Genomic DNA, 21,762 nt, shown 5'->3' with positions numbered 1-21,762 from the left:
TCCTCATGACGGATGGCCGCGACCGGTGGTTCAGGAGCCCCGACTCGGCGAGAAGACGGGGGCGAAACGTACGTCGTCGGACACGTCGAGCAGCTTCCTGGTGAGTTTGCCGGAGAAGTCCACGACCTGGATCTCGTCGCGGACGCCGTCGTCCTGCTCCCAGCAGTACAGGTGGGTGTCGTCGTACCAGCCGAGGACCTGGTCGCAGGGGGACTCGAAGCGTTTGACCCGTTTGCCGGTGTCGCTGTCCCACAGGCAGTGGTCGCCGTCGTTGCCGCCGGGACAGTTCGTGACGAACCGGGTGCCGTTGGGGGAGAAGACGTTCTGGATGCCGGAGGGCAGTTCGCCGACCCTGGGGACGTCGCGGGTGCGCCGGCCGTCCGCGTCGAAGAAGCGCAGCCCCGCGTACTTGCCGTAGACGCTGATGACCCCCTTCTCCTCGGCGTCCCAGCCGAAGCTCTCCTCGCCGAGCTGGAAGTTGTCGACGCGGGTGGTCCTGGCCTTGCCGGTGGCCACGTCCACGATCGAGAAGCCCCGGTACTTCCACTCCCCGTCCGAGCCCTTGCTCTCGACGCTGAGCAGCAGCCGCTTGCTGTCGCTCGACCAGTCCAGGATCGGGCTGGCCTCCGGCCTGCTCACCGTCTTGACCGTGGAGCGGCCGCCGTCGGCGACGTCGACGATCACGATGTAGTCGAAGCCGTCGTCGGCGTAGTCGTCGCCACGGAAGGCCAGGAACCTGCCGTCGGGGGACAGCCTGGTCTCCATGTTCTTCGCATACCGCTGGAAGGCGCTGCGCGGGCGGTCCCTGGCGTAGTCGATCCACCGCTTCTGGTTCTCGTTGTAGAGCGAGTAACTGGTCAGGCTGATCGGGTCGGTCTCGCTCTCGTGCAGGTTGACGGCGGCGCCGGGCAGCTTCACCACCTCCACCGCGTCGGGGGAGCGCCGGGTGGGCGCGGGTGTGGCGGTCCGCTGGCGGCTCGCCGTCTCCGAGGGGGTGGCCGAGGGCGGCCTGTTCAGCTCGTCCCACGGGATGGCGAGGGCGACCGCGCCGACCAGGGCCAGGGCGACCGCGACGGAGGCGCCGATGAGCAGCGGCGCCCTCCTGCGGCGCCGGGGCGGCGGGAGGGTCGGGCTCCCGCCCGTCCACCCGGGCGGGCCGTGGTGCCCCCGGCCCGGGTGGCTCGTGCCCGGATTGCCCAGGCCCTGATTTCCGGGGCCCTGATTTCCCGGGCCCGGGTACGGCCCGCGGGCGGGCGGCCCGCCCCGCGCGTCGGCCATCCTGGCGCCCTCGGCCAGCATGACGCCGCCCGAGACCGGGTGCTGGAGCAGCGCCATCATCACCTGCTCCGCCGTCGGACGCAGTGCCGGATCCTTCTGCAGGCACGCCGCCGCCACCTCGCGCAGCGCCCCGTCGAGCGTGCCCAGGTCGGGTGGCGCGTTGAGCACCCGGTTGATCACGGCGGGCATGGTGTCGCTGCCGAACGGGGCCCGTCCCGTGGCCGCGTACACCATCGTGCCCGCCCACGCGAACAGGTCGGCGGCCGGTCCGACCGGCCGGCCCATGAACTGCTCCGGCGGCATGTACGACGGAGTCCCGACCGCCACCCCGGTCAACGTCGAGGTCGCGTCGAGCGCCCTGGCGATGCCGAAGTCGATCACCCGGGGCCCGTCGCCGCCCAGGATGACGTTGGCCGGCTTGAAGTCGCGGTGCACGATGCCCGCCTGGTGGATGGCGGCCAGGGCGGTGGCGGTGCCGATGGCCAGCCGGTGCAGCGAGGAGCCGGAGCGCGGCCCCTGCTCGTTGACGACCTGCTGCAGCGAGAAGCCCTCGATGTACTCGCTGACGATGTAAGGCCGTTCGCTCTCGACGCCCTTGGCCAGCACGGCGGCCGTGCAGAAGGGCGCCACCTGCTCGGCGGCCTGGACCTCGCGCATGAACCGTTCGACGCTGACCTGGTCGCCCGCGAGCTCCGAGCGCAGCCATTTGACCGCGACGTTGGCCCCCGAGGCGTCGGTCGCCAGATACACGACACCCTGGCCGCCTTCGCCGAGCCGACCCAGGATCCGGTACGAACCCAGACGTTCCGGGTCTCCATGTTTGAGAGGCGAGAAACGCGGCATGTTTAAAATTCTGGACCCATTTCTGTGTCCGAACCAAAACTACCCACGGGTAGCAATGCCGGAATATCATCGCTCCATGAACGTGACCAGGCAGATCACCGCTCCGTTCACCGGTGAGCCCATCGCCGAACTGGCCATCGCCGACGGCGACGCCGTACGGGCCGCCTATGAGAAGGCCAGGCGGGCGCAGCTCGCCTGGGCCCGGCTGCCGGTCGCCGAGCGGGCCCGGCCGTTCCTGCGCCTGCACGACGCGATCCTCGACCGGCGCGACGAGATCCTCGACGTGGTCCAGAACGAGACCGGCAAGGCCCGCAAGCACGCCTTCGAGGAGGTGCTGGACGTCGCCGGGTGCGCGCTCCACTACGCCCGCCGCGCCCCCGCGCTGCTCGCGCCGGCCGCCCGCAGGGGCATCTTCCCCGTGGTCACCCAGGTCACCGAGCTGCGTCAGCCCAAGGGCGTGGTCGCGCTGATCACCCCGTGGAACTACCCGCTGTCGCTGGGCGTCACCGACGCGATCCCGGCGCTGCTGGCGGGCAACGCGCTGGTGCACAAGCCCGACACCCAGACCGCCCTGTCCACGATCTGGACGGTCAACCTGCTCGTCGAACTGGGCATGCCGCGCGAGATCTGGCAGGTCGTCCTGGGTGAGCCCGCCGAGATCGGCGACGCGCTGCTCGACGGCGCCGACTACGTGGCCTTCACCGGCTCGACCAGGGGTGGCCGCAAGATCGCCGAGGAGGCCGCCAAGCGGCTCATCGGCTGCTCGCTCGAACTCGGCGGCAAGAACCCGATGCTGGTGCTCGACGACGCCGACCTCGACGTGACCGTCCACGGCGCCATCCGGGCGAGCTTCACCAACGCGGGGCAGCTGTGCCTGTCGACCGAGCGCCTGTACGTCCACGAGTCCCTCTTCGACGGGTTCGCCGCCCGCCTGGCCCAGCAGACCGGCAACCTGAAGCTCGGCGCCGGGCACGACTGGTCGGTGCAGATGGGCTCGCTGACCTCGCAGCGGCAGCTCGACACCGTCGCGGCGCACGTCGAGGACGCCGTCGCCAAGGGCGCCACGGTCCTCGCCGGCGGCCGGTCCAGACCCGACCTCGGCCCGTTCTTCTACGAGCCCACGGTCCTCACCGGCGTCACCGAGGACATGCGGCTGTGCCGCAACGAGACCTTCGGCCCGGTCGTCGCCCTCTACCCGTTCGCCACCGACGACGAGGCCGTCGAGCGCGCCAACGACACGATCTACGGCCTCAACGCCTCCGTGTGGACCCGCGACCGGGCGCGCGGCCGCGCCGTCGCGGCCCGCCTGCGCGCGGGCACGGTCAACATCAACGAGGGGTACGCCTCGGCGTACGCGTCCTACGATGCCCCCATGGGCGGCATGAAGGCGTCGGGACTCGGCCGCAGGCACGGCCAGGAGGGCCTTTACCGCTTCACCGAGTCGCAGACCGTCGCCGCGCAGAGCACCCTGCTGGGCTTCGAGGCACCGCTCGGGCTGGGCAACGACACCTGGGCCGAGGTGCTGTCCACGGCGCTGAAGACGATGCGCAGGCTGCGTCTGAAGTGAGCGGATCGGGGCCGAGGGGTCAGGACCCTGTGAGCGGGTGTGAGACCCAGACGTTGGGCTCCACGTAGACCGCGTAATCGTGTTCGACGTCGCAGTGGACCGGCACCAGCGCCCCCGGTACGGTCACCATGCCCGTCGTGTCGAAGGGCAGGCCGGTCCAGCCGCGCCACTCGGCGAGGGTGCCGGAGATCGTCATCGACCGGGGCGCGACCTTGACGATCCGCCCGCCGAGCCGCACGTGGACGCGCAGCCAGGCGTCGTGCGGCAGTCCGTCATCGCGGGTGCGGTAGGCGTACTCGGTCATGGGGGTGCCGGGTTCGAGGTGTTTCCGGTTGGGCCGGACGGGGGCGACCAGTTCGGCGAAGCCGCGTGCGGCGGCGGTGTCGCGCATGGCGCGGACCATGTGCTGCGAGACGCCGGTGCCGAGGCGGTCCTTCCTGATGGTGATCTCCAGGGCGGACACCAGGTCGGGCGAGGTGCCGGTCTCCCTGGCCAGCCAGCCTCGCCTGATCACCGCGTCCCAGCCGTCGTCGGGGAGTTCGCCCTTGCCGGTGAAGGGGATCATGCAACCGCGCGCGACCAGCCTGCCTGGTTCGGCCGAGTCATCGGCCACCAGGACGTAGTCGGCGAAGCGGGTATCCGCGACGGGATAGTAGAAGTCCGCGAGCGGGTCGTTGAACATGAACTCTTTCCAGGCATGGTCCATGTCCCACAGGTTCGCGGCGAATTCGGGGCGTTCGGCGAGCGTGGTGATGCGGAGCGACATGCCGACCATTCTTCACAGGTCGGGCGGTCGGTGCACGGCTGATTCGTGGCCGGGGAGTGTACGGTCCTCCCATGACCGATCTCCATCCCCGCATCCGCGCCGTCACCGACCTGACGGTGGCGGAGGCCCGCGAGATGGGCGGCCGGCACGAGTACGACGGCCGGATCCAGGACCTCTCTCCCGAGGGTGTGCGTGCCGGTCTGTCCCGGCTCGGTCACGGTGAGCCCCCGGCCGACGCCGCCCACCTGGTGATCTTCGAGACGGCCCTCCGGGTCCAGCTCGGCGAGATCGAGCTCCACCGCCGCAACCCCCTGCTCCACCTGTCCAACCTCGACCTGGCCTGCTACGACCGCGACTACGCCCCGGAGGCGGAGCGGCAGGCGGCCAGGGCGGCCCATCTGGCGCTGTGGCCGGAGGCGGTCCGCCACGCCATCGCCTCGCTCGACCAGGTCGCGGCGCCGGTGGCCAGGGCGCTGGCCGGGGCCGTGGAAGGGCTGTCGGCGGGCGTCGAGGACGGTGCGGCGCGCAGGGCGCACGCGCTCCTGGTCGCCCACGTGCAGCGGGCGGCCGCCGTCGGCAACCCGGACGCCGCCCTCGGCGGGCAGGCGCTGGCCCGGCTGATGGGCAGCGCCGAGGGTCTCGACGTCGATCTCGGCAGGCTGGCCGAGCGCGCCGACGCCGAGCGCGACCGCCTCCACGCCCTGCTCGCCGAGGCCTGCGCCCGGCTGGGTGCCGTGGGCAAGCCGCTGGAGGTGGCTCGCGAGCTGGTCAAACGACACCCCGGCCGCGACGGCGTGATCGAGGCGGCCCGGATCGGCACGGAGAAGGCCATCGCCTTCACCCGTGAGAAGAACCTGGTGCCCTACCACGACGGCGAGTGCCTGGTCGGCCTCGCGCCCGAGTCGCGCCGGTGGGCGATGGCGATGATGAGCTGGAACTCCCCGGGCGAGCGCGAGGGCCCGTCCTGGTACCACATCACCCCGCCGGACCCCTCCTGGCCGCAGCAGGAGCAGGAGGAGTGGCTGGAGGTCTTCAGCGAGACCACCCTGCCCGCCATCAACGTCCACGAGGTGGCGCCCGGTCACTTCTCCCACGGGCGCGCGCTGCGGCACGTGTCCACGGACGTACGGCGGCTGCTGCACTCGCTGTCGTTCGTCGAAGGATGGGCGCACTACGCGGAGGAGCTGTGCGTCGAGGAGGGCTTCGAGGCCGACGACCCGCGCTTCGAGATCGGCGTGTGGCTGGAGGCGCTGGTGCGGGTGACGCGGCTGGCGTGCGCGATCGGCGTCCACACGCGGCAGCTCTCGGTCGAGGAGGGTGCGCGCCGCTTCGAGGCCGACACCCACCTGTCGGGCCCTGCGGCGCGGTCGGAGGCGCTACGGGCCGCGTTCGACCCGACGTACGGGCGTTACACGTGGGGCAAACTGCTCATCATGGACCTGCGCGAGCAGGCCAGGAAGGAGTGGGGCGCCGCCTTCACCGTGCAGCGCTTCCACCGGGCGCTGCTGGAACTCGGCTCCCCGCCGCTGGCCCTCATCCGGACGATCCTCTGAAAGGCGGAGGGTCCGGCGAGCTCGCGGGTGACGGCCGATAGACTGGGCGTTATCCAATCATTCCTGCTGGGGGGCTCGTGTCTGAGTTTGACACTGTGCTGGTCGTCGATTTCGGTGCGCAGTACGCGCAGCTCATCGCCAGGCGAGTGCGCGAGTGCCACGTCTACTCCGAGATCGTCCCGTCGACGATGCCCGTCGAGGAGATGCTGGCCAAGAAGCCGAAGGCGATCATCCTGTCCGGCGGTCCCTCCTCCGTGTACGCCGAAGGCGCCCCTGCCGTCCCCGACGGCCTGTTTGAGACCGGGGTGCCCACGTTCGGCATCTGCTACGGCTTCCAGGCCATGGCTCGCGCGCTCGGCGGCGAGGTCGCCCGCACCGGTGTGGCCGAGTACGGCGGCACCGCCCTCGACGTCCTCCAGGAGGGCGTGCTGTTCGCCGGGCTGCCCGACAAGCAGAAGGTGTGGATGTCCCACGGCGACAGCGTCGCCGCCGCCCCGGTCGGCTTCGCGGTGACGGCCACCACCGACGTGACCCCGGTGGCCGCCTTCGAGGACCGCACCCGAGGGCTGTACGGCGTGCAGTTCCACCCGGAGGTGCTGCACTCCGAGCACGGCCAGGCGGTGCTCAAGCACTTCCTCGACGCGGCGGGCTGCCGGCCGACGTGGACGATGCTCAACATCGTCGAGGAGTCCGTCGAGGCCGTGCGCAGGAAGGTGGGCGAGGGCCGGGCGATCTGCGCCCTGTCCGGCGGCGTTGACTCCGCGGTCGCGGCCGCGATCGTGCAGCGGGCCATCGGCGACCGGCTGACCTGCGTCTTCGTCGATCACGGGCTGCTGCGCAAGGGCGAGGCCGAGCAGGTCGAGCGTGACTTCGTGGCGGCGACCGGCGTGAAGCTGCGCGTGGTCGACGCTTCCGAGCGCTTCCTGAAGGCGCTCGACGGCGTCACGGACCCGGAGGAGAAGCGCAAGATCATCGGCCGGGAGTTCATCCGCGTCTTCGAGGACGAGCAGCGCGCGATCCTCGCCGACGGCCCGGTCGACTTCCTGGTGCAGGGCACTCTCTACCCCGACGTGGTCGAGTCCGGCGGCGGCACCGGCACCGCCAACATCAAGTCGCACCACAACGTGGGCGGCCTGCCGGAGGACCTCCGCTTCGACCTGGTCGAGCCGCTGCGCACGCTGTTCAAGGACGAGGTGCGCCGCGCGGGCGAGGAACTCGGGCTGCCCGCCGCGATGGTGTGGCGCCAGCCGTTCCCCGGCCCGGGGCTCGGCATCCGGATCGTGGGCGCGGTCACGCGCGAGCGGCTCGACCTGCTGCGCGAGGCCGACGCCATCGCCCGCGAGGAACTCTCGCGCGCGGGCCTCGACCGTGACATCTGGCAGTGCCCGGTGGTGCTGCTGGCCGACGTGCGCTCGGTGGGCGTCCAGGGCGACGGCCGCACCTACGGTCACCCGGTGGTGCTGCGCCCGGTGACCTCCGAGGACGCGATGACCGCCGACTGGGCCCGGGTCCCCTACGACGTGCTGTCGCGCATCTCGACGCGCATCACCAACGAGGTGCGCGAGGTCAACCGGGTGGTGCTCGACGTGACGAGCAAGCCGCCGGGCACCATCGAGTGGGAGTAGTCACCTCCCGCGTCTGAACGAGACGACGAGCAGGGGCAGCAGCAGCATGCCGATGAGGATCGGCGAGGCCATGTACCTGAAGTCCTGCGCCGAGATGTTGGCCAGGATGGCGAGCTGCTGTCCCAGCACGATCGCGGCGATCCCGAGCACCCGCCATTCGCGCAGCGACCAGGCGGCGAGCGCGACGGCCGCGTACGACAGGTACGACCACAGGGCGCCGCGCCACAGCACCCAGTCGACGGCGCGGTTCCGGGTGAGTTCGAGCCAGGTGTCCGCGACGGCCCGCAGTTCGGTGCTGAGGGGCCGCGCGGAGAACAGGTGGCGCTCGGGGTAGTCGGTGACCCCTTCGGCGCCGACGTAGGTGTCGGCGTTCGGCCGTAGCGAGAACCGGTAGGTGTCGCCGCCGTCGGCCTCGCGGTCGTCGGCCCAGATCTTCCACGCGATGGCGCCTCTGCACAGCCGCGTGTCGACGACCAGGCCGGGATCGGTGAGGACGAGCCGCTGCCAGAGGGCGAGCAGTTCGCCGACGCCGGCGTCGGCCTTGGCCCAGTCGAAGTCGCCGCGCCAGATGAGCGGATTGATGGTGTGGCAGTTGCCGCCGCGCTCCCACCGTCTGAGCGGCGCGACGCTCGCCAGCAGCGCCCGGTCGCGGTTGTCGAACAGGTCGGGCCGGAACCGGTAGGCGACGGCGAGGTCGCCGAAGGCGGTGTGGTACACGTACGTCTTCGACGGCGCGAGGATCCCGGCCAAGGGGAAGACCAGGCTGTTGAGCAGCAGCGGGATCCCGGCCACCGCCGCGCCCAGCAGGAGCACGCGCACTCTGGCGGTCCTGACGACGAGCACGAGCGCCCCGACGGCGATGGCCACCACGAGGAAGCCGTTGGCCCGGAAGAGCCCGAGCCCGGCGAAGAGCGCGGCGAGCGCGGCCAGCCGGGCGGGGGTGACCCTGCGGTCGGCGGCGATCCGCGCGCACACCCCGGCGACGGCGACGGCGCAGATCGTGAACGGCACGTCCTTCCAGAACGTCACGGAGAACGCGCCGACGGGCGGCAGCAGCGGCATCACCATGGCGACGGCACGGGTGGTGCGCCGGGGTGCCCCGAGCGTGACCAGCGCGCCTGCGGTGAAGGTGAGCGTGGCCGCCATCGCCGTGGTCTGCAGCAGGCTGAGGGCGCCGATGTCGCCGGTCCAGGTGACGCTCAGCCACAGCAGTGAGTCGTAGAGGACCGAGTGGTCGCTGACCCAGGGCCCGGCCATGGTGTGGCTGAGGTACAGCACGGAGTCCCGGCTGAACAATCCTGGATAAAGGCCCACCCACCAGGCCAATAACACGAGCTGGATGGGGAGGAAGGTGGATCTGATAACCCGCATGGCTCCGTGAGGTCCTGATATATCGCCTCACACAACCTTATCTAAGCTCATGGATACTGGCGGCCCGGCCAAAGCTTCTCACTACCGTACAATTCGGGCACAGTGACGAGCCGGTAGCCGCGTTTCTTGAGTTCCCTGACGATACCGGGCATCGCCTCCACGGTCTGCGGGACCGTGTCGTGCAGAAGCAGGATGCCGTCGCGCTTGGCCAGCCGCAGCACCGCAGACCTGATCTTCGCGGCGTCCCGCAGGCTCCAGTCGATCGTGGTGCCCGTCCACAGGATCTCCGCCATGCCCTCCTGCCCGGCCAGCTCGCGCACCCGCTCGTCGGTGTGCCCGTACGGCGGCCGGAACATCCGGGTGCCGCCGGGAATGAGCCGCGAGGTGTCCCGCAGCTCGCTGACGATGTTCTCCCGCAGCAGGCTCGGCATCGACTGGTGGGAGTAGCCGTGGTTGCCGACTGCGTGGCCGTCCGCGAGGGTCTGCCTGAGCACCTTCGGCCGCCGCTCGGCGTACTTGCCGGTCACGAAGAAGGTGGCCTTCGCCTTCTCCCGCTTGAGTACCCGCAGCAGCTCCGGTGTCCTCGGCCCCGGCCCGTCGTCGAAGGTGAGCGCCAGGCACTTGACCCGCGCGCAGTCCACCCTCGGTGCCGCCTGTGCCGCCTGTGCCGCCTGTGCCGGTGAGGCGGTGAGCACGAGCCCTGTGACCAGCGCCAACGACAACCCGCGTGCGATCACCCCGGGTACCTCCTCCGCTCGTCAACCTGTCCCAGGTTTCTACCACGAACCTGCCCAAAGCCATCGCCGTCGCAATTGACACCGGCAAATCCCGGTGCGGCGGAAAATCTGCTGCCGGAAATAGCCGTCGTTCGCGGGAAACGACGACACCCGGCGCCTTGGCCGAGCGCTGACGCGCCTCCCACCGGCGGTCAAGTCTCGGTCACGTCCTGCATAAGGAGTAACCTCATGTAATTGCGCCTGTGCGAAGCGCGGCAATGCTTGCAGCCATGACGACGAGCGTCGTGGCTCCACCCCGACTGAAGTCCATCTCGCCCCTCGCCCACCCTTCCTACCGAGGCCCGCTGCTGGCCGTACCCGTATGGCTGGCGACCACAGCCGCCGGCTTCGCGCTGGTCGGGTACGCCGACCCCGACCCGTTCACCGTGCGCGGCGCGGTGCTGTCGCTGGCGGTGTTCGGGCTGCTCGCGATGGTGGCACTCCCGGTCGGCCTGCGCCTGCGCGGCAACTGCGCGGTCGTGTGCGGGCTGTTCGCGGGGTGGCTGGCGACGGCCCTGCGGGCGGCCCTCAACGGCACGCCGTACGGCTTCGCCGGTCTGTACGGCGACATGGGCCGCATCGCGGCGGCGGCGACCAGATACACGGCCACCCCGTGGAGCGCCGACGCCTTCGTCGAGGAGGTGCCCGCCGAGTACCCGATGCTCTACCCGTGGCTCATCGGCCGGGCGTCGGTGCTCAGCGGCGTGCCCGCGTGGCGGCTGGTCGCCGAGGCCGAGATCCTCACGGTGTCCGGCGCCGTCGTGGCCGCGTTCCTGCTGTGGACCCGGCTCGTCCGGGCGCCGATCGCCCTCGGCATCGTCGTCGCCGGAGTGGTCGCCTTCGGCGATCCGCGCAAGGCGTTCGGCGTGCTCACGGTGCTCATGCTCACCCCCTGGGTGCTGCTCGCGTTCGGCACCCCGCCGCGCGGGCGCCTGCAGTGGTGGGCCGCCGGGCTGATCGGCGGCCTCATGGTCATGACGTACCAGGGCTACCTGATGTACGGCGCCCCCGGCATCCTCGCCGTGGCCGCGCTGGCCTGGTGGCGCAGCGGCTCGCGCCGGGCGTACGTGCTGCACGTGCTCGGGGTGCTCGCCGTCGCCTTCGCCGTGTCGGCCTGCTACGTCGTCCCGTACGCGTGGGCGTACGTCACGGCGGGCGGCCAGCAGGTCGCCGACCTGTACATCGCCCCCGACCTGGCGGCCAGCCCGTTCCCCTTCCTGCAGCCGACCCCCCTCGGCCTGCTGCAGTTCGCGGGCCTCGCCGGAACCGTGTTCTACCGCCGCTCCACGTGGTGGGCCGCGCCGCTGCTCTGCCTGATCGCCGGAGCCTACGTCTACCGCGTGCTGATGATGACGAGGTTCGTCATCGACGGCCACACCGGCTTCTACCACTACACCTCCCGGCTGCTCGGCCCGCTGCTGGCGGCCGCAGGGGTGCTCGCCGTGGCCACGATGCTCCGCCGCAAGGGCTGGAGCAGGTACGCCGCCGCCGCCCTCAGCGTGCTCGTGCTGTGGGCGGGCGTGTCCTACTGGCGGATCTCCCTGCCGGAGGACACCTCGCCCTGGCGGGAGGTGTGGCCGTCGCGGGAGCACTACCGCACCGCGCAGGCCCACCGGGAGCCGGTGCCCGGCGAGAAGGGGGCGCTGCCGGTCGCCCGCATCGAACGCGCGGTGGAGCGGGCGATGGGACCGGGCGCGCGGCCGAGGGTACTGGCCTTCGACGAGCGCCTGTACGCGTTCCTGCCGTGGCGCGGCTACCTCGCCGTGGACCGTACCTCGGCCAACACGCTCAGCTTCTGGGACGACCGGCGGGCCGAACTCGCCCGGCTGGCCGAGGTCACCGACCCTGCGGGGTTCACCAGGGCCAGCGCCGCGACCGCGTTCGGCCCGATCGACGTGTTCGTGCTCAAGTCCTGGCGCTGGCGTGACATCAGGTTCCGGCCTGCGCAGTTCTCCCACGGGTTCGAGGTCGTGGACGACCTGCCCGACCACACCGTTCTGCTGATTCGCGAATAGCTTTGGAGGATCATCTGTGGCTCGCGTGAGCATCATCGTGCCTGTTTACGACGTTGAGCCCTATCTGGCCGCCAGTCTTGAGTCGCTGGCCGCGCAGACGTGGAAAGATCTTGAGGTCATCGTCGTGGACGACGGCTCGCCGGACGGCAGCGCGCAGATCGCCGAGCGGTACGCCGCCCGCGACCGGCGCTTCCAGCTCGTCAGGCAGGCCAACGCCGGGCTCGGCGCCTCGCGCAACGCGGGCGTCCGCCGGGCGCGCGGCGAGTTCCTCGCCTTCCTCGACAGCGACGACCTGCTGCCGCTCGACGCCGTCGAGACCATGGTCAGGACACTCGACGAGACCGGCTCAGACCTGGTGACGGGCAACGTGGTGCGGTTCACCAGCAGCTCGACGTACTCCTCGCCGATGCACCGGGCCATCTTCGCCGAGCCCGCCGTCGGCACCCATGTGACCAGGCAGGAGATCCTGCTGAAGGACCGGCTGGTCACCAACAAGCTGTGGCGCCGCGAATTCTGGGACGACAACGACCTGGCCTTCCCCGAAGGCGTGCTGTACGAGGACACCGCCGTCGCGCTGCGCGGCCACTTCCTGGCCCGCGCCGTCGACGTCCTCGCCGCCCCCGTCTACCTGTGGCGCGAGCGCGAGGGCGGCAAGCTGTCCATCACGCAGGATCGCACCCAGGTGAAGGGCATCGAGGACCGGATCGCCTCCGTGGACACCGTCCGCGCCTTCCTGGAGGACAGCGGCCGGGCCGAGCACCTGCGCGCCTGGGACCGCAGGGTCCTGGAGAGCGACCTGACCGCGTTCTTCCCCGCCGTCGAGGCCGGGGACGAGGCGTTCAACCGGCGCTTCGCCGAACTCGGCACCGCCTATCTCGACCGCGCCGGGCCGGAGGCCCTCGCCGGGGTCTCGGTGCTGCGCAGGCTCAAGTGGCATCTGCTGCGCAGCGCCGACTTCGACGGCCTGGTCAAGGTCGCGGAGTGGGAGCGTGAGGCCAGGCTGCGCGGCGTCCGCCAGGGCACCAGGTTCGTGCTGACCGGCTGCCCTGCCGACGCGCCCGCCGAGGTGCTACGGCTCAGCACCGACGACCTCGGCCTCCAGCAGCGCGTCGACGCGATCGCGTGGGAGGACGGCAAGCTGTGCGTCGACGCCCGCGCCACCCTCCGCTACCTGCAGCCGGACCACCGGCTGCACCAACTCGTCTTCGCCCGCCTGGTCCACCAGGAGACCGGGCGGCGGGTGCACGTGCCGGTCAAGAAGGTGCTCGCGGAGCCGTTCGTGAAGAGCAAGCACCTGACGTGGGGCGGCCTGCGGATGACGATCGACCCGGCCCGGCTGCTCGGCGAGGAGCCTGGCACGTGGGATCTCGAACTGACCGTCATCCACCGGGGCATGGTCCGCAAGGAACGGCTGTCGGGGGCGACGGAGAAGCTCGTCGCCGAGGCCGGGCCGGTACTGCCCGCCCCCGGGGTGCGGGTCACGCCGCGGAAGTCCCCCGGGGGGCGGCTCTCGCTCAGCGTCGAGCGGGAACCGGCCGTGATCACCGGGTGGGCGGCGGCCGACGGGGTCCTCACCGTCACGGGGGTCGTGGACGGGGGCCGGGCCGTACGGGTGCGGGCCGTCCAGGGGGTGCGGGAGGTTGCGGCGCGGGTCCGTGCGGACGGCGACACCTTCCACGCGGAGATCACCCTGGCCGACCTCGCCCGCCGGCCGCTGCGCGGGCTGGAGATCACCGGCATCGAGGCGCGGGTGCTCGACGCCCCCGTGGTCTGGCCCATCACGGTCAACGACGCCCACGTGCACGTCGCCGAGGACGGCCCGCAGGTCAGGCACCTGGTGGGAGAGCGCGAGGTCGTCGTCGGCCCGGCCGCCGACGGCAGGCTGGTGATCCGCGAGCTGGCGCCCGTCGCCGTCGTGGCGCGGGCGTCCTGGCAGGACGGCGAACTGCTGTTGCGCGGCAGCCTGCCCCGCCCGGTCGACGGCCCGGCGGAGCTGGCCGTCTGGTCGAAGAGCAGAGGCGGCGAGCACACCTTCCCGGTACGGATCGACGACGGCGCCTTCGAGGCACGGCTGACCCCGCTCGGCGTCAGGACGCTGGGGGGCACACTGCCGATGCGGTCGGGCGGCTACCGGCTGACGCTGCGTGCCCCCGGTACCGAGCTGCGCGTGGAGTACTCCGGCGCCCCGCTCGTGGACGAGAGCGGCGAACGCACCCTCACCCTGCAGCGCGGGGCCGGCCACGAGGCGCGGCTGTCCGTGGGCACCGACCTGGCGAGGGACGAGCGCGGCGCCGCCAAGCAGACCAGGCTCCAGGAGGTCTTCTATCCCGGCTGCCGCGAGATCCCGCTGGAGGAGGCCGTCTTCTTCGACTCCTACTCCGGCAAGCAGTACTCGGACAGCCCCAAGGCGATCTGCGAGGAACTGCGGCGCCGGGGGGCCGACCTGGAACTGCGGTGGAACGTCCGCGACGGTCAGGTCGAGCTGCCCGACGGGCTGTGCGAGATCCGCACCAACAGCCGTGAGTACTACCGGTCGCTGGCCACCTGCCGCTACATCGTCACCAACGCCCACCTGCCGGTCTGGTTCCGGCGCAGGGAGGGACAGGTCGTCGTGCAGACCTGGCACGGCTCCACGCTCAAGCGCATCGGCTACGACATCGCCAACGTCCAGTTCGCCCGCACCGACTACCACGAACGGCTGGACGCCGAGGTGCCCCAGTGGGACTACCTGGTCTCGCCGAGCCCCTGGTGCTCGCCGGTCCTCACCTCGGCCTTCCGGTTCGGCGGGCGGCTGCTGGAGGTCGGTTACCCGCGCAACGACGTGCTCGCGGAGCCGGGCCTCGGCGCCGAGGTTCGGCGCCGCCTCGGCGTGCCGGAGGGCAGACGGGTGATCCTGTACGCGCCCACGTGGCGCGACGACCTGTTCCACGGCAACGGCAGGTACGTCTTCGAGCAGGCGCTCGACCTGGACCTGCTGCGGGCCGCGCTGGGGGAGGAGTACGTGCTGCTGGTGCGCAGGCATCCCAACATCAGCGACGTGGTCCGCGACCCGTCGGGGTGGGCACGAGACGTCACGGCCTATCCCGACATCCAGGAGCTGTACCTGGCGAGCGACGTGCTCGTCACCGACTACTCCTCGGCGATGTTCGACTTCGCCGTGACCGGAAAACCCATGCTGTTCTTCACCTACGACCTGGAGCACTACCGGGACGTCCTGCGCGGCTTCTACTTCGACTTCGAGGCGGAGGCGCCGGGGCCGCTGCTGCGTACGTCCGAGGAGCTGCTGGCGGCCCTCCAGGGCCTTCCCGAGGTCGAGCGGAAGTATGAGGCGCTCTACCGGGACTTCAGGCGGCGCTTCTGCCCATTGGACGATGGGCGCGCAGCGGGCCGGGTTGTCGACCAGGTGTTCCCCCAATGGTCAAGAAGCGGCATGGACATCGCCCAGTAGTTCCAGAGAGTAATCGCTTAACGACTCACCGTCGCCATGCTGGGATCCATGAGGACCTATTCGCTCGATGACGTCTACGCGACACGCAAGCGGAGAGACTCCTGGTGGACCGTGTACCTCGTTGATCCGGTCGCCTGCCGGGTCGCCCTGGTCGTGGCCAACCACACGCGCATCACTCCCAACGCGCTGACCGTCTCCTCATTGGTTCTCGGCATGGTGTCGGCCGTCTGCTTCGCGCTGAACGAACTGGCCGCGGGGGCGGCCATGTTCTACCTGAGCTTCATGATCGACTGCGTCGACGGAAAGATCGCGCGGTTGAAGGGCACGGGGACGCCGTTCGGACTGTGGCTCGACTACGTGGGCGACCGCGTGCGGGTGGTGTTCTGCGCCGTGGGCCTGGCCTACGGCCAGTACGTCCTCACGGGCAACGTCGAGTTCATCGTCCTGGGCGCGGTGCTCGCCGTACTCGACCTGTTCAGGTACGTGAACGCGCCGCAGATGAAGCGGGTGAAGGAGACCATCAGGGAAGGTCTCCCGCCCAAGCCCGACCCAGCCGAGTTCCCCGTCGACCGCCCTCGACCGGGCCGACGCAACCGCACCTTCGGGCGCAGGCTCAACCGGGCCCTGGCCCGCAGGCGGGTGCGCTCGCACCTGATCAGCGGAATCGAATTCCACGCCGCCGTGTTCGTGGTCGCGCCCCTGATCGGCGCGGTGGCACTCATCCCGATCTCGGCTGCGGCGAGTGTTCTTCTGCTCGTCAACGAGATCTTCCTGGTGTACCGGATGTGGCTCTTCGCGCGCAAGCACGGCGCGCCCTCCCAGGAGAGCCGAGAGCACGTTCTCGTCTAAGAGTTTTTCGGGGGTACGAACAATGTCAGATCGGCCGGTATTCGTCGTTGGGTGTCCGCGATCCGGGACCACGATGCTGCAGCTCATGCTGCACTCCCACCCGAGGATCGCGGTCCCGCCGGAGACCCGCTTCCTGGTCCCCGCCTACTTCCGGCGCCGCATCTACGGCGACCTGCGGTCCGCCTCGGCCCGCACGGCGCTGGCGCAGTGGATCGCCACCGACCGCAACAGCAAGTTCCGCGAACTGAAGATCGACAAGGACGACTTCGTCCGCCAGGCGACCGAGGGCCCCGGCTCGCTGGGGTCGGTCATCGGCACCGCCTTCCGCATGTACGCCGACCGCTTCGGCAAGGTTCGCTGGGGCGACAAGCGGCCCAGCTACGTCAAGCAGGTGGACATGCTGCTCCGCCTGTTCCCCGACGCCCAGTTCGTCCACCTGATCAGGGACGGCCGCGACTGCGTGGCCTCGCTGAAGGAGATGCCCTGGTACACGCTCAACTCCTTCCACGCGGTCTCCACGTGGGCCGAGGCGATCGACGCCGGCCGCAAGCTGCGCCGGACGATGGCCAAGGACAACTACTACGAGCTGCGCTACGAGGAGCTCACCGACGACCCCTCGACCGAGCTGAAGAAGCTGTGCGAGTTCCTTGAGGAGGACTTCGACCCGGCCATGGTCTCGCCCCGCGAGGCGGCCGAGATCGCGGTGCCCGTCCACAAGGTCTGGCACAGCAACACCCACGGCGACGTCACCAGGTCGCGGGTCGGCAGCTGGGCCAACCGGCTGGAGGACTGGGAGATCGCCCTGTGCGAGCAGGCGCTGGGCGAGCGGCTGAAGTCGCACGGCTACGAGCTGTCCGGCGGCGACCGGGCCGCCAAGGAGCACATGCTGGCCTGGCAGAAGACCATGCAGAAGCGCCGGGCCTCCCGCATGCGCAAGCAGATGCGCGACCGCATCAACCGGCTGCGCGAGCCCGCCCCGGTGGCCGCGCTGCTGACCAGCGGCCAGCGCGCGCTCGCCGGGATCCCGCAGCAGCGTGCCGAGGCACCGGTCACCGAACGCGTCTGACGGCCCCGTGCCCGGGACTCACCGGGCCATGTGGGCGAACATCGCCTCCCAGCGGTCGAGGACTCCGTCCAGGCGGAAGCCCTCGGCCCGGCGGCGGGCGATGGCGCCCAGCCGGCGCCGCTCGCCGGGGGAGCCCATCAGCTCCCCGAGCGCGGCGGCGAAGCGCCGCACGTCGCCGGGCGGGACCAGTTCCGGTCCCGCCGAGCGCACCCCGCCGGACACGTCGAAGGCCACGGACGGCACCCCGTGCGCGGCCGCCTCCAGCAGCACCAGCGGCAGCCCCTCGTGCTCACTGGTGAGCGCGAGCAGCGCGGCCCGCCGGTACTCCGCGGCCATGTCGGCGGCGGCGACCCGGCCCCGGAAGACGACCCGGTCGGACACCCCCTCACGGGCCGCGTGCGCCCGCAGCCTCTCCCGCTCGGCCCCGTCGCCGAGCAGGTGCAGTTCCCACGGCGGTGTGGAGGCCAGCGCGAAGGCGCTGATCAGCCGGTCGAACCGCTTGACCCCTTCGAGCCTGCCGACGCCCAGCACCCTCGGCGTCGTGAGCGGCGAGACCCGTTCGGGCCAGCGGGCCAGCGGGTTCGGCAACACCCAGGTGTTGGGCAGCAGCGCGTGCTCGGAGAACAGCAGGGCGTCGTCCTCGCTGAGGAACACCGCCTGGTCCAGGCGCGGGTAGTGCCGCCTGATCGAGCCGAGGTGCCACGAGCCTCTGGCGTGCTGGTACGACCCGTGGTACTGCCCGATCGGGCGCACCCCGCCGGGCAGCAGCCGCAGCAGCCTCGGCACCACGGCGGGCGAGGTGAGCACGGCGTACCCCGGCGCCAGCCCCCGCAGCACGGCCGCGAGCCTGCGATCGGCCAGGCGGCGGGCGATCGCGCCCTCGCCGCCGATCGGCCCCCGCCCGACCACGTGCCTGCGGTAGCGGGGCCTCTCGACGTACCCGAACGGCTCGGCGGCACGGTGCAGCCCGACGACGTGCACCTCGTGCCCGCGTTCCGCGAGGCCCTGGGCGAGGGTGTGGGTGACCTGCTGGATGCCGCCGAGCGTGTCGGCGTCCATGCACACGAAGGCGATGTTCACGGAGGCGATGTTCACAGAGGCGGTGCTCACGGAGGCGGTGCTCACGGCGTCCCCCAAAGCAGCGGGCGGGCCGCCTTCGCGGCCGCGGGTGGCGCGAAGAACTCCTCGACGACCCGCCGCGCCGCGTCGCCGCGCTCCTCCGCGCACCACGTCTCGCGAAAGGCCGCGTACCGGTCGGCGAAGGCGGTGTGGACGGCGGGCAGCGCCTTCAGGCAGGTGATGAGTTCCGCGGTGGTGGTGACGCACGGGCCGGGGGCGATCGACGGCAGGTCGTCGTAGACGCCGCGCTCGCTGAGCCGGTAGTCGTCCCAGTCGTCGACGTAGAAGACCATCGGCTTGCCGGTCACGGCGTAGTCGCACATGACGGAGGAGTAGTCGGTCAGCAGCGCGTCCGAGACCAGGATCAGGTCGTTGATCTCCGGGTAGGACCCGGCCGGCCTGACGAAGTGCCGTACGGGCTCGGGCACCCGGTACTCCTCGACCGGATGGGTGCGCAGGACCAGCACCCACTCGTCGGCGAGTTCCTCGGCCAGGGCCGCCAGGTCGACGCGGACCGAGGCGCCGCTGTTCTTGGCGCTGTCGCGGTAGGTCGGCGCGTACAGCAGCACCTTGCGGTCGTCGGACAACTCCAGCCGCTTCCTGACATGGGGGCCGACCTCGCCGCGTACCAGGACGTCGCAGCGCGGGGTCCCGCAGCGCAGGACCCGGCCCGTGTAGCCGTTGGAGGGCACGAACCGCCGGGAGAACTCCTCGCTGGGCGAGACGAGCGCGTCCCAGCGGTCGACGGCCCGGCGCCACTGCTCGCGCGGGGCGGCGAAGTCGGCGCGCAGGTCGGGCGCGTCGAAGCCGATCGACTTGATGCCCTGGCCGTGCCAGGTCTGCAGGTAGCGGGTGCCGGGCGGCTTGGGGTAGTCGAGGGGGAAGCCGTGACTGTCCACCCAGATGCCCGCGCGGGCCATCGTCCAGACGTAGCGCCAGCTCAGCCGGCGTACCAGGCGGGCGTCCAGGGGGAAGTCGCGGCGGTTGCGGGCGACCGACCACACCACCTCGACGGGCAGCCCGAGCCTGCGCAACTCGTCGTAGACGGCCCTCGGGCTGCCGGTGCAGCCCTTGCCGCAGTCGGACTCGAACAGTGCCAGGTCCTTGCGCCGGGGCACCACCCTGATCAGCGCCTTGTACACCCGCAGCTTCGCCCTCGGCGTGCTGAGGCGGCGGAACAGCTCGGCCCGCAGCCGGCGGACGACCCGGCGGGCGATCGAGTGCCGGTCGCGGGAGAAGACCACCCGCAGCAGCGCGGCGTGGCCGGAGGGGCGCACGCTGAAGCCGTTCACCTCGACGGGCGCCGCGCCCGGGTTCACGAGCAGCCGGTCGGTGGTCGTCAGCCCGTCACGGGAGCGGGTGAAGCCGATGCGCGGGTCGCCGCGCTCCACCGGCCGGAAGACGATCTCGCTGACCAGCCCGTCGCCCGACGGGCGGGGATGGATCGGCAGCCGCTGCCCGCCGTAGGCGAAGAAGGCCGTCCAGTCGGACGGCAGCGCGCCGAACGGGTCGTAGGTGTGCACGGTCAGCGCCACGTGGTCGCCGTCGAGCGACAGCTCGCTCACCTCGTGGCGCAGCCGGGCGGCCGTGAACGGCAGTTCGGCCAGGTGCAGCGTGGTGATGTCCATCTCGGGGGAGAGCGTGGTGCCCCAGTAGGTGCGGCCCCGGTCGCGGACCGCCGTACGCGGCGGCGCCCCCGCCCCGGTGAGCGAGCGGGCGGCCACCCGCAGTTCCTCCACCCGGTCCGCGAGGATCAGCGCGCAGCACACCCGGGTCAGCGGCTCCACCCGCGCGACGACCTCGGGCGGCAGCGTCGCCAGGTACGGCCGCACCACCGAGGCGAACTCCTTGGCCCACACCAGGTCGCGGGCGGGCAGCGGGTTCAGATACACGCGCAGGTCCTGGCGCAGGAACCGGTACTGGCGCTCGGGCACCAGTTCGGGGCGCCCGCAGTCGCGCAGGACCTTGTCGCTGCGGAAGGCGGCCTCGACGCGGTGCCGTACGTTGTCCATGTCCTTGACGCTCTGCGAGATCGAGGTCGGCCGGGCCGCGCGGCGCCAGTGGTAGATCACCCACGGCACCACGGCGAAGCGCCTGGCCAGCGTGTACACCTCGGTGGCGAAGACGTGGTCTTCGTAGTGGATGTCCTCGGGGAAGCGCAGCACGTGGCGGCGCAGGAAGGCCAGGTCGTAGAGCTTGTTGGTGCTGAAGGAGTCCAGGAACAGCTCGGGCTCGGCCGCGATGCCCTCGACGACGCGGCGCTCGCGGAACAGCGCCGGATAGTACGGCTGGATGCGCCCGCTGGGCTCGTACAGGCGGGCGATCTGGCCGGAGACGAAGTCGGTGCCGGTGCGCTCGATCTCGGTCAGCAGGCTCTTGCACGCGTGCCTGGGCAGTTCGTCGTCGCTGTCGAGGAACATCAGGTACGGCGCCGCCGCCGCGTCCATCCCGTCGTTGCGGGGGGCGCCGCAGCCGCCGCTGTTGCGTCCGCGCCGCAGGTAGCGCACGCGTGGGTCGAGGCGTTCGAGCTCGGCGGCGACCCGGGGGGTGTCGTCGGTGCTCGCGTCGTCCACGACGATCACTTCGAGGTCGTGCAGGCTCTGCCCGAGCACGGAGCGGACGGCCCTGGGCAGCCGGTCCGCATCGTTGTAGGTGATGACGACAACGGTGCAGTCCGGCATGCCTGTCTCCCCCGAGAAGTCGCGGTCTCGACTTCGGGCATTCCCTAGTGCTCGGGTGAAGTGTCCAGACTTGATGGTGTTTTTACCGGAAAAGTCGCCTGATCAACCAGGCGATGAACGCCACCAGTGCTACGGCCCCCAAAGCCGGGGCCACCCGCTTGAGCAGCGGCGCGCCCGCCACCTCCAGCAGGTCGAGCGCCTCCTCGTCGGCCGTGCGCGAGGTCCGCATGGTGCCGGCCGGCCGCTCGGACGCCAGGTCGCCCACGGGGCCCGGCTGCAGTTCCTCGGCCGCACCCGGCGCCTGCGGCTCTGCCGGCGACTCCGCCAGCAACTCGGCCAGGTTGGCCGCGAACCGGTCGATCAGCTTCGCGCCGACGTCGGCCATCACGCCCCTGCCGAACTGCGCGGGCCTGCCGGTGACGTTGAACGACGTCTCGACGCTCACCTCCGTGGCGCCCTCGCGCGGCCGCAGCCGCGCCGTCACCGTCGCGCTCGCCGTGCCCGCCCCCCGCGACTCCTTGCCCGAGGCCCGCAGCGTCAGCGTGTGGGCGTCCTTGTCGACGTCCTCGAAGGCCGCCGTGCCCGCGTAGGTCACGGTGATCGGGCCCACCTTGACCTTCATCCGGCCCGTGAACTCATCGCCCTCGACGCTGTCCAGGCTCGCCCCCGGCAGGCAGGGCGCGACCCGCTCGACGTCGAGCAGCACCGCCCAGGCCTGCTCGACGGGAACCGGGACCGTGAACTCGTGCTCGAACCGCATCGCCATCGACGCCTCCCGCCTTCGACAGTACGTCCGCGAGGGGGC

At 71.2% G+C, this 21,762-nt stretch carries 14 protein-coding genes; 7 read left to right on the top strand and 7 right to left on the bottom strand.

Annotated elements, in window-relative coordinates:
• Positions 1-30: 30 nt before the first annotated feature.
• Positions 31-2,121, bottom strand: a complete 2,091-nt coding sequence (locus ABD120_RS14285; protein WP_343950336.1) for a protein kinase domain-containing protein — start codon at positions 2,119-2,121, stop codon at positions 31-33.
• Positions 2,122-2,197: 76 nt separating this feature from the next.
• Here ABD120_RS14285 and ABD120_RS14280 point away from each other — a divergent pair, with 76 nt between their 5' ends.
• Complete coding sequence (locus tag ABD120_RS14280) at positions 2,198-3,688, top strand: succinic semialdehyde dehydrogenase (RefSeq protein WP_343950335.1); 1,491 nt, start codon at positions 2,198-2,200, stop codon at positions 3,686-3,688.
• Positions 3,689-3,707: 19 nt separating this feature from the next.
• Here ABD120_RS14280 and ABD120_RS14275 read toward each other — a convergent pair whose 3' ends face one another.
• Complete coding sequence (locus ABD120_RS14275) at positions 3,708-4,454, bottom strand: N-acetyltransferase (protein ID WP_343950334.1); 747 nt, start codon at positions 4,452-4,454, stop codon at positions 3,708-3,710.
• A 71-nt stretch (positions 4,455-4,525) separates the two neighbouring features.
• On the opposite strand from ABD120_RS14275, the gene ABD120_RS14270 reads away from it, so the two are divergent.
• Both ABD120_RS14270 and guaA read left to right on the top strand, forming a co-directional pair.
• Positions 4,526-6,007 carry a DUF885 family protein gene (locus ABD120_RS14270; RefSeq protein WP_343950333.1) on the top strand — a complete coding sequence of 494 codons (1,482 nt, stop codon included), beginning with the start codon at positions 4,526-4,528 and terminating at the stop codon, positions 6,005-6,007.
• A 56-nt stretch (positions 6,008-6,063) separates the two neighbouring features.
• Positions 6,064-7,632: a glutamine-hydrolyzing GMP synthase gene (gene guaA, locus ABD120_RS14265; protein ID WP_486348446.1), complete on the top strand. Its 1,569-nt coding sequence runs from the start codon at positions 6,064-6,066 to the stop codon at positions 7,630-7,632.
• Here guaA and ABD120_RS14260 read toward each other — a convergent pair whose 3' ends face one another.
• Together ABD120_RS14260 and ABD120_RS14255 are read right to left on the bottom strand one after the other, a co-directional pair.
• On the bottom strand, positions 7,633-9,003 hold the full coding sequence (locus ABD120_RS14260) for a hypothetical protein (RefSeq protein WP_343950331.1): 1,371 nt from the start codon (positions 9,001-9,003) through the stop codon (positions 7,633-7,635). It lies immediately after the preceding gene.
• Between the two features lie 47 nt (positions 9,004-9,050).
• Positions 9,051-9,740, bottom strand: coding sequence for a polysaccharide deacetylase family protein (locus ABD120_RS14255; RefSeq protein WP_343950330.1), 690 nt, complete (start codon positions 9,738-9,740; stop codon positions 9,051-9,053).
• Positions 9,741-10,009: 269 nt separating this feature from the next.
• Between ABD120_RS14255 and ABD120_RS14250 the strand changes: the two genes are divergently transcribed.
• Genes ABD120_RS14250 through ABD120_RS14235 form a run of 4 tightly spaced genes read left to right on the top strand, consistent with a single transcriptional unit; the run spans position 10,010 to position 17,157 of the window.
• Positions 10,010-11,794: an arabinofuranosyltransferase gene (locus ABD120_RS14250; protein WP_343950329.1), complete on the top strand. Its 1,785-nt coding sequence runs from the start codon at positions 10,010-10,012 to the stop codon at positions 11,792-11,794.
• 25 nt (positions 11,795-11,819) lie between these two features.
• Positions 11,820-15,242: a bifunctional glycosyltransferase/CDP-glycerol:glycerophosphate glycerophosphotransferase gene (locus ABD120_RS14245; RefSeq protein ID WP_343950328.1), complete on the top strand. Its 3,423-nt coding sequence runs from the start codon at positions 11,820-11,822 to the stop codon at positions 15,240-15,242.
• Positions 15,243-15,290: 48 nt separating this feature from the next.
• Positions 15,291-16,091, top strand: coding sequence for a CDP-alcohol phosphatidyltransferase family protein (locus ABD120_RS14240; protein WP_343950327.1), 801 nt, complete (start codon positions 15,291-15,293; stop codon positions 16,089-16,091).
• A 22-nt stretch (positions 16,092-16,113) separates the two neighbouring features.
• A complete protein-coding gene (locus ABD120_RS14235; protein WP_343950326.1) occupies positions 16,114-17,157 on the top strand; it encodes a sulfotransferase family protein in 1,044 nt (347 codons plus the stop codon).
• An 18-nt stretch (positions 17,158-17,175) separates the two neighbouring features.
• Here ABD120_RS14235 and ABD120_RS14230 read toward each other — a convergent pair whose 3' ends face one another.
• The 3 genes from ABD120_RS14230 to ABD120_RS14220 all read right to left on the bottom strand — a co-directional run bounded on the left by ABD120_RS14230 (position 17,176) and on the right by ABD120_RS14220 (position 21,723).
• The gene (locus tag ABD120_RS14230; RefSeq protein WP_343950324.1) at positions 17,176-18,282 is read right to left on the bottom strand and encodes a glycosyltransferase; all 1,107 of its coding nucleotides are present in this window, start codon (positions 18,280-18,282) and stop codon (positions 17,176-17,178) included.
• The gene (locus ABD120_RS14225) at positions 18,279-20,957 is read right to left on the bottom strand and encodes a bifunctional glycosyltransferase/CDP-glycerol:glycerophosphate glycerophosphotransferase (protein ID WP_343950323.1); all 2,679 of its coding nucleotides are present in this window, start codon (positions 20,955-20,957) and stop codon (positions 18,279-18,281) included. Before ABD120_RS14225 ends, ABD120_RS14230 begins: the two co-directional genes overlap by 4 nt.
• 82 nt (positions 20,958-21,039) lie before the next feature.
• A complete protein-coding gene (locus tag ABD120_RS14220) occupies positions 21,040-21,723 on the bottom strand; it encodes an SRPBCC family protein (RefSeq protein WP_343950322.1) in 684 nt (227 codons plus the stop codon).
• Positions 21,724-21,762 lie beyond the last annotated feature (39 nt).

It is taken from the genome of Nonomuraea longicatena (assembly GCF_039525605.1).
Classification (GTDB): domain Bacteria; phylum Actinomycetota; class Actinomycetes; order Streptosporangiales; family Streptosporangiaceae; genus Nonomuraea; species Nonomuraea longicatena.
The sequence above is the reverse complement of the archived record's forward strand: the minus strand, read 5'-3'. Positions and strand labels throughout refer to the sequence as shown.